This is a genomic window from Saccharicrinis aurantiacus (genome assembly GCF_947489045.1).
GTDB lineage: Bacteria > Bacteroidota > Bacteroidia > Bacteroidales > Marinilabiliaceae > Saccharicrinis > Saccharicrinis aurantiacus.
Genome location: NZ_CANLCN010000004.1, coordinates 47,494 through 60,726, shown reverse-complemented (window position 1 = coordinate 60,726; position 13,233 = coordinate 47,494). Strand labels below are relative to the sequence as shown.

General features: G+C 34.9%; 11 protein-coding genes and 3 tRNA genes. 7 read left to right on the top strand and 7 right to left on the bottom strand.

Annotated elements, in window-relative coordinates; all coding sequences use genetic code 11:
* Window positions 1–79 precede the first annotated feature (79 nt).
* Window positions 80–286 (bottom strand): hypothetical protein, encoded by a 207-nt coding sequence (locus QMO11_RS06300; protein WP_068473137.1) that lies wholly within the window; start codon window positions 284–286, stop codon window positions 80–82.
* A gap of 335 nt (window positions 287–621) precedes the next feature.
* On the opposite strand from QMO11_RS06300, the gene QMO11_RS06295 reads away from it, so the two are divergent.
* Window positions 622–900 (top strand): helix-turn-helix domain-containing protein, encoded by a 279-nt coding sequence (locus QMO11_RS06295; RefSeq protein ID WP_068473139.1) that lies wholly within the window; start codon window positions 622–624, stop codon window positions 898–900.
* 7 nt (window positions 901–907) lie between these two features.
* Window positions 908–2,143: a type II toxin-antitoxin system HipA family toxin gene (locus tag QMO11_RS06290; RefSeq protein WP_068473142.1), complete on the top strand. Its 1,236-nt coding sequence runs from the start codon at window positions 908–910 to the stop codon at window positions 2,141–2,143.
* Between the two features lie 40 nt (window positions 2,144–2,183).
* Here the strand turns inward: QMO11_RS06290 and QMO11_RS06285 are convergent, their stop codons facing one another.
* The 4 genes from QMO11_RS06285 to QMO11_RS06270 all read right to left on the bottom strand — a co-directional run bounded on the left by QMO11_RS06285 (window position 2,184) and on the right by QMO11_RS06270 (window position 3,961).
* Window positions 2,184–3,398 carry a site-specific integrase gene (locus tag QMO11_RS06285; protein ID WP_068473145.1) on the bottom strand — a complete coding sequence of 405 codons (1,215 nt, stop codon included), beginning with the start codon at window positions 3,396–3,398 and terminating at the stop codon, window positions 2,184–2,186.
* A gap of 247 nt (window positions 3,399–3,645) precedes the next feature.
* A tRNA-Ser gene (locus QMO11_RS06280) sits at window positions 3,646–3,730 on the bottom strand.
* A 55-nt stretch (window positions 3,731–3,785) separates the two neighbouring features.
* Window positions 3,786–3,870: transfer RNA gene (locus tag QMO11_RS06275), tRNA-Ser, on the bottom strand.
* Window positions 3,871–3,888: 18 nt separating this feature from the next.
* Window positions 3,889–3,961: transfer RNA gene (locus QMO11_RS06270), tRNA-Trp, on the bottom strand.
* Between the two features lie 479 nt (window positions 3,962–4,440).
* Between QMO11_RS06270 and QMO11_RS06265 the strand changes: the two genes are divergently transcribed.
* The 4 genes from QMO11_RS06265 (at window position 4,441) to QMO11_RS06250 (ending at window position 8,469) form a co-directional block, all read left to right on the top strand.
* Window positions 4,441–5,313: a hypothetical protein gene (locus tag QMO11_RS06265; protein ID WP_282036525.1), complete on the top strand. Its 873-nt coding sequence runs from the start codon at window positions 4,441–4,443 to the stop codon at window positions 5,311–5,313.
* A gap of 41 nt (window positions 5,314–5,354) precedes the next feature.
* On the top strand, window positions 5,355–6,302 hold the full coding sequence (locus QMO11_RS06260; protein WP_282036524.1) for a phosphoribosylaminoimidazolesuccinocarboxamide synthase: 948 nt from the start codon (window positions 5,355–5,357) through the stop codon (window positions 6,300–6,302).
* Between the two features lie 284 nt (window positions 6,303–6,586).
* The gene (locus tag QMO11_RS06255; protein WP_282036523.1) at window positions 6,587–7,792 is read left to right on the top strand and encodes an HYR domain-containing protein; all 1,206 of its coding nucleotides are present in this window, start codon (window positions 6,587–6,589) and stop codon (window positions 7,790–7,792) included.
* 56 nt (window positions 7,793–7,848) lie between these two features.
* Window positions 7,849–8,469 carry a tetratricopeptide repeat protein gene (locus QMO11_RS06250; protein WP_282036522.1) on the top strand — a complete coding sequence of 207 codons (621 nt, stop codon included), beginning with the start codon at window positions 7,849–7,851 and terminating at the stop codon, window positions 8,467–8,469.
* A gap of 741 nt (window positions 8,470–9,210) precedes the next feature.
* On the opposite strand, the gene QMO11_RS06245 is transcribed toward QMO11_RS06250, so the two are convergent.
* Complete coding sequence (locus tag QMO11_RS06245) at window positions 9,211–11,070, bottom strand: sulfatase-like hydrolase/transferase (RefSeq protein ID WP_282036521.1); 1,860 nt, start codon at window positions 11,068–11,070, stop codon at window positions 9,211–9,213.
* Between the two features lie 238 nt (window positions 11,071–11,308).
* Here QMO11_RS06245 and QMO11_RS06240 point away from each other — a divergent pair, with 238 nt between their 5' ends.
* Window positions 11,309–12,418 (top strand): T9SS type A sorting domain-containing protein, encoded by a 1,110-nt coding sequence (locus tag QMO11_RS06240; RefSeq protein ID WP_282036520.1) that lies wholly within the window; start codon window positions 11,309–11,311, stop codon window positions 12,416–12,418.
* Between the two features lie 147 nt (window positions 12,419–12,565).
* On the opposite strand, the gene QMO11_RS06235 is transcribed toward QMO11_RS06240, so the two are convergent.
* On the bottom strand, window positions 12,566–13,126 hold the full coding sequence (locus QMO11_RS06235) for a hypothetical protein (RefSeq protein ID WP_068473537.1): 561 nt from the start codon (window positions 13,124–13,126) through the stop codon (window positions 12,566–12,568).
* Window positions 13,127–13,233: the final 107 nt, after the last annotated feature.

The window sequence follows — 13,233 nt, the reverse complement described above, 5'->3', positions numbered from 1 at the left end:
ATAGAAAGCCGAGTTTTTATGGCTCGGCTCTTCATAGTTCAACTTAGTTAGTAAAATATACCCTTTGGGTCATTACTATTTAGCTGGTATGGCAGGGTCTACTGCAATAATAACATCCGTTACTTTTTGCATAATAACTTTTTGCGGCAGTGACAGCTCCGCTACAAGAATAGAATTCACCTAAGTAAGTTCTATTTTCAAAAGCTGGCATATAGCTACAACCTTCTTTATGTACTTCGTGATCACCATTGTTTTGTGCATTTTTGTTTACATAGTACTTCGGCATCTTTTTAAAATTTAAAAATGTTAATATTATTTTGACAATACAATATTAATACAGATATGTGCAGTGGATGTGCATAGACAGTAATTAGAGAAACCTGAAGTAATACTATTTAAACAAATTTTCTTTTGAGGTGCTCAGCACCCCAACTGATTATATTAGACTTTTTTGAACTATGGTTCTCAGCACCATAGTTCAAATAACTGATACAATTGAAATAATACAATGACCACCGTCTGAAATATTTTGGCTAAATAAATTAGTGTCTCAAGTAAGTGTGGTTAATATATTAGCTATTTATGTATGTAATGATTATATTTGGTTAAGATATTAGCTGTATGTACTCAATAAATCCAACACCAAACGATATTTCTAAGGAATTGGCCAAACGCCACAAAGCCTTACGAAAACAATTAAAGATATCTCAAGCAGAGCTTGCAGAACGCTCAGGTGTATCTTTAGGTAGTTTAAAAAGATTTGAAACTACTGGACAGATATCACTTGAATCACTGCTTAAATTAGCAAACCTTCTTAATAGATTGCAAGATTTTAATTCTGTTTTCCAAGCAAAGGAGGATATGAGCAAAATCGAAGGACTTTTCACTACTAATTCATGAATTTGCTATGGGTAATGTTAAAAATATTTTAGTCTCATTAGATATTGAAGGCCTCTCTCATGACCTTGGAGAATTAGTACTAAACAATAGGACTATCTACTTTCGTTATAATACTAGTTTTTTAAAATTAGGCATAAATATTTCACCTATTAAGTTGCCTTTGAGCAGCGAAATAGCAACTGCAGGTCCAGAACCATTCGAAGGATTATTTGGTGTTTTTAGTGATTCGTTGCCCGATGGTTGGGGTAGGTTATTACTCGATAGAACGCTTGCATCTAAGAAAGTGGATTTACAAAGTTTGACTCCCTTAGATCGTTTGTCTTATGTTGGAGATAAAGGAATGGGTGCCTTGTGCTATAGACCAAAGTTTGATGAAGATCTTAATGTTTTATCAAAAATAGAGTTAGATACAATAGCACAGGAGATGGGTTATATTTTAAAGGGTATTGATTCAGATATTATAGAAGAATTATTTACACTCGGAGGTTCCTCAGGAGGTGCTCGCCCAAAAATATTTGTTGGTTATAATAAGGATACCAACGAAATAGTGCATGGGCACCATCAATTGGCTGAAGGTTTTGAAGATTGGATTATAAAATTTCCATCTTCTTCAGATAACAAAGAGATTGCCAACGTTGAGTATGCCTACCAAAAGATGGCTTTAAAAGCAGGGCTTAATATGAGCGAATGTAAATTATTTACAGGTCGCTCAGGGCAAACTTATTTCGGTACAAAGCGCTTTGATCGCATTAAAGGCAAAAGAATCCATATGCACACAGCTAGTGGTTTAATGCATGATAACTTTAGGATGAGTACTATGGATTATGGACATCTAATGGATTGTGCATTTCAGATGGAAAAACATGTTGAAGCCTATGAAAAGGTTCTGCGTTTAGCTGCATTTAATGTGTTTGCACACAATAGAGACGATCATAGTAAGAATTTTTCATTTTTAATGGATGCCAAAGGTCGTTGGAATTTTGCACCAGTCTATGATTTAACATTTTCAAATTCTGCGTACGGTTTCCATAGTACTATGATTGCAGGAGAAAGTAAGAATCCTGGAAAGAAACATTTATTAGAGCTTGCTAAACATTTTGGGATAAAAAAACCACATCAACTGTTGGAGGAAGTCCAAGAAGCCATTTGTCAATGGAATACAATAGCTAAAGAATGTGGTGTTTCTAAAACCCTAATTAATAATATTGAAAAGGTAATGAACGATGTAAATAAAAATGCCTGAATTTCCCCCAAAAAGGGGAAATTCAGTTCATCCACATCCATTAGTACAAATCTTTAATCTTCTCCATATTTTTTTGAATTAAAGCTTCTGTCGTTCTTGCATAACGCTGCGTCATTTTAGTGCTTGAATGACCAAGAGTTTTTGAAACAACTTCGAGAGGCATATTATTCTCTAAAGCAACAGTAGTGGCAAAAGTATGCCGTGCCGTATGTGTTGAAATGGGTTTATCAATACTACATAAAATACCAATCTCTTTTAAATAAGCATTCATCTTTTGATTACTTAATACAGGAAGTACGGCATCTTTATCAATTAAATCAGGGTCATTTTGATATTTTCTCATAAGTTTTTTAGCAGCATCAATTACAAATATGGTACTCATCTGCTTTGTTTTTGTTCTCTTTTTATGAATCCACGTAACTCCCTTTGAGTCGCTTGTAATATGTTCGCGTTTCAATGTTTTTACATCAGAAAAGGCCAATCCTGTGAAACAACAAAACACGAATACATCGCGTACCTGCCTTATTCTTTCCATACTAATATCTTTATTGATGACAGTATTAAGTTCCTCTTTTGTCAGATATACTGCATCAACAGGTTTAAGCTTAAATTTAATGGTTGCAAAAGGATCTTTATTTATCCAACCATTGGCTAAAGCAATTCGCACAATCTTCTTAAAATTCTTCAGATATTTAATGGTAGTGTTATGTGCACATTTACGCTCTGTTTTTAAGTATAGCTCATAATTACGCACAAACTGATGATTTAGGTCTTCCAGTGCTAGGTCTTCGCGTTTATACTGCCATTTAATGAATTCTTTAGTATGCATATAAGAGGTTTCGTAACGCTGAACCGTATCAGGGGCAAAGTCAATACCAATTAACTTCTTGGCATTATTGTTATGTTCCCGAAATACTTTTAAGATGGTTCTTCGTGTTTCTTTTTTGCCAACTATTTTTTCTTTTATAATCCTTGGTGAGATAGATTGTTTATCCATAGTCATAAAATCAAAGTAGGATTTGATTTTTGATATATGAAGTTCTATAAGTTGATTGATTTCTGTGGATTTTATCGAATTTCCTTTGGCTAATTGTTTTGTTTCATTCCATTGTTTAGGAAGAATGCTTTTCTTCAAGGCATATTCTGCTCTTTCTTTATTAATAATGATTCGAACAAAGATCGGAGCCTCTCCACTTTTAAGTAATTTAGTCTTCTTGATAAAGAAGTTGATTTTGATTGTTTCAAGTCTACTCATAACGATAATTTTTTTTGTTAAAATTATTTTTATAAGCTCATTGTGCGGCGATCTAAAACCAAGCAATACAGCGCAATACGGCGTTTTTTTGAACTATCTCTGGTGGACTAAAATTCGACTTTCTAAGTCCACCAAAAGTCCACCCAAAAACTGCCTTTTTCTGCTTTTTATTGCACACTTTTGCGCATAAAAAAACCCTGTAAGTGTTGACTTACAGGGTTTTACTTTAAATTGCTTTCGCACTCAGCGGAGAGAGAGGGATTCGAACCCCCGGTACCTTGCAGTACAATAGTTTTCAAGACTACCGCATTCGACCACTCTGCCATCTCTCCAATGTTGTTGTAATGAAACCTGAAAACGTTTATTCAAGTTTTGATTTTAATATTGCGGAGAGTGAGGGATTCGAACCCCCGGTACCTTGCAGTACAATAGTTTTCAAGACTACCGCATTCGACCACTCTGCCAACTCTCCAATATTATTTTAACTCTGCACGGAATAAGAGACTCGAACTCCTGACACCTGGTTTTGGAGACCAGTGCTCTACCAACTGAGCTAATTCCGTGTTTCCATCATCACAACATTTCGTGATTGCGGATGCAAAAGTAGAACTAATATTTACATAAGCAACACCCATGTGGTAAAAAAAAGCACCTTTTTTTTGAGTGTTTTTATAATTTACTGATTAGGTTATTGTTAACTGATAAACTTTTTTTAAATTATTTTTGAAATGCATTTTGCCATCTATTCGTTAGCGTTTTCAAGTGAAATATTGCTGTTACAGAGTTGTTGTTTGAATATCAGAAGTATCTATCTTTTTTACTGAATAATATGCTTTATTTCTATAGGAAGCCGGCAAAATTGTCTCAAGTTAAAATTATAGAAATACATGTATTTTTAAACAGCTACCATATATAATGTGGATACTTTAGCTTTAAATTAGCTTTTTTTTATCTTTGTGCACAGTTATACAACTGATGCTAATCTACAGATATTGTATTTTCATAAATCAGTTACTTTTATATTTAAGAATACGAACGAAAAATGAATAGAATAATATTATCTCTTACAGCATTAATTTTAATTACTAGCTGTAATCCTTTAAAACAAATTAATACAACTTATCAAACAGCAGAAAGTAATTATAGTAGTCAAAGCTACGAGACTGCCTATAATAACTACACTTCTTTAATTCAGCTTTATAAGGGTAAAGGAATGGATATTCCTAATGAGATATACCTTAAAGCTGCTGAATGTGCTTCAAAGTTAGGTAACACATCTGATGCAAGTGGGTTGTTTCAGGATGCAATGAAGGATTCTTTATCCGTGTTAGCAGTTAAGGGGTATATTAATTCATTAAAGAAAGAACAAAATTATACTGATGTTGTTAAAGTGCTTAGTGATAAGCAAGATTTTTTAACAGAAAATGGAGAGGAAGCATATTTACAACTTGAAAAGTTTGAAGTTGCAATAGCTCAGAATGATACTAAAGAAATATTAGCTACATATTCAGATATTGATACATTAAGCGAGTCACAAACGCTTGCTGTTATTACTGCAATGCAAGAATCTGATAATGATAAGGGAGCTATGAATTTAGCGAATAAGACCTTAAAAACGAATCCTAAGTTTTATGATGTAAAAGAGTGGAAGGCCGTTTATCATTATAAGTTTGCTGAGAAGTGGTACAAAAGTGAAATGGATAAATACAACAAGGATAAGAATTACACAGCCTATGTTTATCTGAAAAGAGAGTTAAAAAAGATATCAGCTAATTATAGAGTATCAAAAGATCTGTTTGAGGAATTACATAAGGTTTATCCAAGCGAAACGAAATATATTAAATACCTAAAAAACACTTACCTGCGCCTTGAGCTTGATAAGCAGGCAGAAGCAATGGATAAGTTATTAAAATAGAATAACAATTGTAATATAGAAATAATAATAATTGAGCTAAGATGAGTAAAGCTATTGTTGAGAACAAATTTCAGTTTCCTAATCAAAAAGGACATTACGTTGGTAAAGTAAGAGACGTTTATAATATAAACGATGAGTATTTAGTAATGGTTGTTTCTGATAGAATTTCAGCATTTGATGTTGTTTTGCCTAAAGGAGTACCATTTAAGGGACAAGTATTAAATCAGATTGCTGAAAAGTTTTTAGATGCTACTTCTGATATTGTACCAAATTGGAAAATCGCAACTCCAGATCCAATGGTTACAGTTGGACATTTCTGTGAGCCTTTTAAAGTTGAGATGGTAATCAGAGGATATTTAACAGGTCATGCTTGGCGCGAGTATAAATCAGGTAAGAGATCATTATGTGGCGTAGCTTTACCAGATGGAATGGTTGAAAACCAAAAGTTTGATACCCCAATTCTTACTCCTACAACAAAAGCTGATGTTGGACATGATGAAGATATTTCACGTGAAGAGATTTTAGCACAAGGTTTAGTAAGTGAAGAGGACTATGTTGCTTTAGAAAAGTATACCTTGGAGTTATTCCAGCGTGGTACTGAAATGGCCGCTGAGAAAGGTCTTATCTTAGTTGATACAAAATATGAATTCGGTAAAAAAGAAGGTAAAATTTATCTTATTGATGAAATTCATACACCAGATTCTTCACGCTACTTTTATACAGAAGGATACCAAGAGCGTATTGATAAAGGCGAACAACAAAAGCAATTATCAAAAGAGTTTGTGCGTCAATGGTTAATTGAAAATGGTTTTCAAGGTAAAGATGGGCAAGCAATTCCAGAAATGACTTCAGAATATATCGAAAGTGTTTCTGATCGTTATATTGAGTTATTTGAACAAATTACAGGCGATAAATTCGAAAAAGCAAATGCTGATGATGTAATGTCTCGTATTGAAAAGAATGTTAATGATTATTTAGCTTCTATGTAAGCTAATTATCAAACAAATTATAGTAGCCAGTTTATTTTTTAATAAGCTGGCTTTTTTGTTTTAAATATCGTCTTTCCGAATACCTTCTATTTCCCCCCCCCTAAATAGAAAATGAAATACCTCCCTCATTGTTTGAGTGCATGGCTTATCCACCAATCTTCTAAAAAACACCGCCCAAGTATCAGAGTCCTTATTTGCAAATTGTGCGCATAAAATAAATTGAGCATTCTGCTTTTGATACTATTACATTTAAAAGACTTGAGTGTTTGTGTAAAAATATATTTATGAAGAATAGAGCAATAATTTTAAGTATCCTTGGATTCTTTTTCTTTGGAATGTTGATAGCGTGTAGCGATGAATCGGATAATGATCAAGAACCTGGTGAGGGAATAAAACCAACAATCTCATGCACAGATCCAATTGAAGTTTCAGCAGCTGAAGGAGCAGAGACTATAACTGTTACATACGATGCACCAACAGCTTTGCTAAATAATGAACCTATTGCTACCACTCAAATAACTGGCCTTTCGTCGGGTAGTGAATTTCCAATAGGAGTTACGAAAAATACTTTTAGCGCAACTGATGGAGAAGGAAACACAGTAACGTGTTCTTTTACAGTAACAGTTAATGCTACGGTTATTAGTGAACCATCAGATGAGCAACCATATGCTTTTCAAAATGGAGTGAAAGCACCCGAAGGTAAAAAATGGGTAAAGGTAGAGGAGTTATCTGATGAATTTAATGGCGCAGAGTTTGATGATGACAAGTGGCACAGAGATCCTGCCAATGATGGATTTGGGTGGTATGGTCGCTCTCCTGCTTTATTTGAGTCAGCCAACGTAACTGTGTCTGACGGAAATATGAATGTAACAACCTTAAAATATGACGTTCCTAAAGTGGTGGAAGGTAAATCATGGACTCATGGAGGTGCTATTGTACGTTCAAAAGCACAAGCAGGTCATGGTAAATATTATGAGTGCAGAATGAAGGCCAATAAAACTATTATGTCTTCTACCTTTTGGATTGCCATGCAACAAAACTGTAATAACGAGGAAAAGCGTAAGTTAGAATTAGATATTCAAGAATGTGTAGGTCGTGTTCATGAGGGTACTCACACATGGGCTCAGCATTGGGATAAAATATTCCATTCTAATGCCATTCGTCATTATCGCGAATGTGATACAGAGGAAGACCAAGAAACAAGAGCATCAGGTGTGAAAAATCTTGACGAATCAAATCACGATAGATTCTTTGTATATGGTTGCTGGTGGAAATCACCTACTGAAATCTTGTTTTATTTAGATGGTGAGTATGTTTATTCAATTACCCCAACTACAGATTTTGATATTGATGGATACATTACCATGGCAATTGAAACCTACGATTGGAATCCGGTTGATGAAGCAGGAAGTATTTTTGAAACAGGTTCATTTGATGATTTAACCACTAAATACGATTGGGTTCGTACATGGGAATTAACTGATGAATAGTGAAAAGTGTTATTGATTAGGAGTTTTGGAGTATAGGGTAGGTGTTGCTTATACTTATGCCACAAAAAAAATGTGATAAAAAATCAAAAACTACTATCAATAACATTGGCATTATTGCAAAAAATCCTTTGCTTTGCAGCAAAAGAAATAAACAAATTACAATGATTAAAAAGAATATACGTTTAATTTTCGGAGGAATTTTCCTGATTGCTGCAATAGCCATGTTTATTAAAGGGATAATAGGATGGGGAGTCATGGCGGTACTTACTGCCGGTATTTTTATTCTGTTACATTTTAAAAATGAGATGAATTTAATGGCTTTCTTATTTGTAAGAAAAAACAATTTTGATAAAGCTGAGCTTTTTTTGAGTAAAGTAAAGCATCCTGAAAATTTAGTAAAGAGTCAAGAGGCTTATCATTACTTCCTAACAGGATTGGTTTATTCTCAGAAACATCAAATATCCAAAGCAGAAAAGAGTCTTAAAAAGGCCGTTTCTGTAGGATTAAGAATGAAGAACGACCAAGCGATGGCTAAGCTTAATTTAGCAAGTATATATTTATCAAAACGTAATAAAAAATTGGCTGCATATTATTTAAAAGATGCTAAGCAATTGGATAAGCAAAAAGTGCTAACAACACAAATTAAAGAAATAGAACATATGATGAAGCGTATATAGTTACGTTTACATTACGATTTTTATTAGTAGAGGCTGTCTTTTTCGACAGCCTCTTTTTTTGTCTCATACTTAAGCCATCTAGTCTCGTTTAGTTCCTTATACCAAATGCATTATTGAATGATTGATAAGAAATTGAAATATTTAAAGATTCTACAATGAATAAAATAGAGATATAGCCGTAGCTACATTGATATTTTATGAAACAGTAGAAGCTTTATAGAAGCAAGATCAATTTGCGGCTAATACGGATTGGTTGGTTTACCTTAATCAGGATAGTACTGCATTTAATATTACTAGTAAAAGTGATTATTCGGGTGATGTAGAGGTGTCTTTGTTTAGCTTAAATGGGACATTAATGTAGAACGACAAGCAAAGTATTGACCCTTCAAATAACAGTTTTATTATGAGTGTTGATAGCAATGTGAGTAATGGTATTTATATATTAAGATTTACTGGCGATGGAATATCGCACAGCAGAAGGATTTTGCTGTACAGATAAAATTGCTACTAATAGTTTAAGCTATTTAATTATAGGTCAGTTTTAAGAGCTGACCTTTTTTTGTGCAGTAGGGATAGTAACGGCAGGGCTTGCTTTGAACGCTTATTTTTATAAGAACTGCGTAGGCGACCGCAGGAAGCCCACGCAAGGACTATATAAAAAAAGTGGGCAGAGTAAGAACTATAGTGAATAGCCCGTTAAACTGCCCTTATTTTGAAATTGTATTTTTTGTAATTGAGATATTATCGTTTAACCGCAATTTGCTTCACAAAGCGCTGTGTGCCCGATTCGATTGCAATAATATAATTACCACTAACAACTGCGTTGCTTAAACTGGCAGATAGGGTGTTGCTATTGCTCCGTTTGATGTTTTTCTGCATTACTGCTTCGCCCGACATGCTATAGAGTGAAACGTTAACGATGGGAGCAATGATCGACGCAAAAGTGATATTTAAATCGGTATTGCTAGGGTTAGGGTATACCCTGAATTTAAGGGTTTCATCGTTCCAAATGCTTGAATTACTTGTGGCCAACTCGGGGAAGGTGCGCTCCCAATTGGGCATGGCATTGCTATACCACTTGTTTTTTGTGTTTTGGTTGTGAAAAAACTGAGGCTCGGTATGGGTGCGAGTCCAGGCATAAGCTTCGTCCTTTATTTGATTGAGTACATCCGAATTGGTTCCGGCAAGGTTTCTATCTTCATGTAAATCGTTTTCAATATCGTACAGGAACCAAGTACCATTGCCGTAGGTTTTAGCTTTCCATTTGCCTTTTCTAACATGTATTTTATTGTTTGGCGATGTTATAGCCATGGCAAATAAAGGTTGATCGGGGCGGGCATCTTCATTCTGAATTACTTTACTATAGATGTCGATTCCGTCAATTACTTTTGCTTGATTGCTATTATCGGTAATTGAGTTGATATCAACACCTGCTGCGCTGGCGAAGGTTGGATATAAATCTAAACCAGAGACGGGGTGACGATAGACATCGGGAAAATCAGAAACCGATTTAGGCCATTTTACAAACATAGGTACTCTATGCCCACCTTCTTCAATATCTCCTTTATGCCCTCTAAGTGGGTAATTATTCCACGCCACTCGTTTGGGGTTTCCATATCCGCTCATGCCACCGTTATCGCTCATAAATACTATTATAGTATTATCTAGCTGGCCATTGTTTTCTAAAGTTTCAACCAATTTGCCAACTCCTCTATCAAGGGCATAAACCATTCCGGCTAAGGTTAGTCTGTCTTGTTCTTCACCATCATCAATGGTACCATTGTTATTGGCATCGTAGTTGAATGCATATTCGCCTCCATTATTCTTTGGTCGAGTGAGTGTTTCCATGTCTTCTTCCTTGGCATCTAATAAACTATGTGGGGCGTTATACGACATAAATAAATAGAACGGCGAATCATTGTTTTTTGCATCGTTTATAAAATGAACCGCTTTTGTTGTTAAAATATCGGTAATGTAATTTGAGCCTTCAATTTCACCATTAACAGGCTCTGGTGCCCAATTATTATTGTGCTTTAGTGGATCAGGATATTCCCAACTGGCTTCGGCCGTTGCTTTATTATTGTATTGATTTACGCTAATCCATTTATTAGTGAAATACTCGTGTCCGCCACCAAGAAAACCATAAAACTCATCAAAGCCACGCTGGTTTGGTTGGTAAGGTGTTTCTTCGCCAAGGTGCCATTTGCCTACTATACCAGTTGTGTAGCCTGCTTCTTGTAATACCTGACTAATAAATTTCTCGTTCAAGTCGATACCTTCTTTGCTGTAAGATGCTAAGTTAAACTGAGATCCTAAAGCATGAGGGTATCTACCTGTCATTAATCCTGCTCTACTTGGTCCGCAAAACGGATGAATGGCATAGGCCGATGTAAATTTTGTGCCTGCATTGGCTAATTTATCAAGGTTTGGCGAAGCTATATCTATAGGTCTGCCAGGATGCATTTGGGCATTAAAGCCCACATCGGAATAACCCATATCATCTGCAAGTATAAATAATATATTTGGTTTAGGCTCTTCAGCTTTCAGCATGCCAACAAAACAGAGAGTAAGTATACTTAGCAATAGTTTTATAGAATTCATATTGTTATAAAGTTTTATTTCTTGTGCACAAATCTATCCTCTTGCCAAATATCCGGTTTATTTCTCCATACAATATGCATAAATATCTGTCCATTTATATTGTTTACAGTGTTCAAGGTGCTAACTATCAAATAGCATTTATTGTGCGGATTTTCTATTGACTCTATGGCTTGCATGCTTTATATTGCATCAATTAAGTAGAGCTTTACCTAAATGTTTAATTTTACACACATTAAATATGATAAAGATAATACTATCTGCCACCCTTACCCTTTTAATGGCCTTTAATAGTTATTCTCAAGAATTTGAATTGGCGAGTACTTTAAGTAATACCACTATTGAATCTTCAGGATTAATACATATCAGCAATAGGCTTTTTACGCATAATGATTCTGGAGACAATCCTCATTTGTATGAAATAAGCAAAATTACAGGTGAGGTAGTTCGTACCATCACAATAAATGGTGCAAAACATATGGATTGGGAAGATATGTGCAGCGATGATACGCATGTGTTTATTGCAGATATGGGAAATAATGCTGGTAGCAGAACCGATTTACTTGTATACAAAATTCGAATAGAGGATTTACTTTCGAAGGAATCGGTAGATACTGAGGAAATTCATTTTTCGTATGCTGATCAGTTTGATTTTACTAGTACAGATAGAACAACAGAGTTTGATGCCGAGGCTATTGTTACCATAGAGGATAAACTCTATATCTTCACTAAAAATTGGACAAGCTATAGAACCAATATCTATGAGTTACCAAAGTCGCCAGGCACATACTCTATTAGTAGAATAAAAGAAATGGAAGTTGGAGGATTAATTACAGGAGGTGTGTACAATCAACATTCAAATTCTGTTTTATTGGTTGGTTATGAATTGATATTTGTATTTCTTTCACCATTTATGATAGAAATATCGGGTATTACCAATGGTAGTTTTGAGGGTGTTTATGTAACTAAGTCTGGTTTAAATGTACCAAGTGGCATGTCGCCGCAGATAGAGAGCGTTACCCATAATAATGTTAATGGGTATTATATAACAGCAGAAGAAAGCCCCTTTGGAGCTTCGGGTTTATATACACTAAGCAATGGTTTTGCTACTAATAATGCCTTTGTTACTAAAAAAGTTCGGGTTCGATATCCAACACGAACTCAAAGAAACCTTATCATTTCGTACCCCGAGCTTACCATAAATAGTATATACGGGGTGAATGGCTCACTCCTTATAAAAACAGAAGACCCTAAAATTATCACTGACCATTTGCAAAGGGGTATGTATATATTAAGAATTAGTGATACGAGTAATCAAATTCTTTTAACCAAGAAGTTCATAGTGCAGTAAAATGAGATAATGAAGCTTAGTATTTAACTCAGTTATTATTTAAAATAGACTATAGTAGAGTTCATGTTAAAATACCTCCCAAAGAGATGAAGCAATCTTCGGAAGGTATTAAAATCATAACGGTATCTAAAAACAATTAATCAGAGTCTATCCTTTTTTCTTCGCTTTATTTTCGGCTTTATCCTTCTTCTTGCTAGCTTTTACCTCATTATTATAGGTTTTGTATTCAGCCTTACTCATCAATTGCGATTGATCGTAGGTACGCAAAGTTGTTTTATGCTGCACATAAGGCAAGGGGGCAATGGCGAAAAACCAAGGTTGCGCCACCGCTCCAATGGTAATTGCAGCAGTACATAAAGCCTTTTGGTTTTGTCCCTTTTTATATCGTTTTGTCGAGTAATACCTTAAAGCATCATTATCTAAATCCGACACATCCATACCAACCCCGGTTTTAGTTAAAAAATGATGCGTGGCATCGTAAGTATCCATCGAGTGCACAGTCATGCTTTCAATGGCATCTACTTCAATATATTTAATTTCCTTATCCACCTTAATGGCAATTTGAGTGTCCGACGATTTTTTAGCTTTCAACGCAGAAGGTAACACTCTAATTACTTCCCCTTCTTGCATTTTCACCTCTAGTAAATCGGCTGAAGTTGGCACCGATATAGAGCTTGCGATACTCGCTGCTATTATTGCTACTGGCATAAGCTGTAATTTTAGTAAAGACTTTTTATCGCCTTATTGTTATACAACAAAACTAAACCATTGCGTAATAGTAAATTTGCAGAAAACAATCTATCGTTTACTCAAAA

Coding starts and splice junctions, on each gene's coding strand:
- QMO11_RS06255 (WP_282036523.1), top strand. CDS start 6,587: ATGAAGAATAGAGCAATAATTTTAAGTATCCTTGGATTCTTTTTCTTT.
- QMO11_RS06235 (WP_068473537.1), bottom strand. CDS start 13,126: ATGCCAGTAGCAATAATAGCAGCGAGTATCGCAAGCTCTATATCGGTG.
- QMO11_RS06295 (WP_068473139.1), top strand. CDS start 622: ATGTACTCAATAAATCCAACACCAAACGATATTTCTAAGGAATTGGCC.
- QMO11_RS06290 (WP_068473142.1), top strand. CDS start 908: ATGGGTAATGTTAAAAATATTTTAGTCTCATTAGATATTGAAGGCCTC.
- QMO11_RS06240 (WP_282036520.1), top strand. CDS start 11,309: ATGATAAAGATAATACTATCTGCCACCCTTACCCTTTTAATGGCCTTT.
- QMO11_RS06265 (WP_282036525.1), top strand. CDS start 4,441: ATGAATAGAATAATATTATCTCTTACAGCATTAATTTTAATTACTAGC.
- QMO11_RS06245 (WP_282036521.1), bottom strand. CDS start 11,070: ATGAATTCTATAAAACTATTGCTAAGTATACTTACTCTCTGTTTTGTT.
- QMO11_RS06260 (WP_282036524.1), top strand. CDS start 5,355: ATGAGTAAAGCTATTGTTGAGAACAAATTTCAGTTTCCTAATCAAAAA.
- QMO11_RS06285 (WP_068473145.1), bottom strand. CDS start 3,398: ATGAGTAGACTTGAAACAATCAAAATCAACTTCTTTATCAAGAAGACT.
- QMO11_RS06250 (WP_282036522.1), top strand. CDS start 7,849: ATGCCACAAAAAAAATGTGATAAAAAATCAAAAACTACTATCAATAAC.
- QMO11_RS06300 (WP_068473137.1), bottom strand. CDS start 286: ATGCCGAAGTACTATGTAAACAAAAATGCACAAAACAATGGTGATCAC.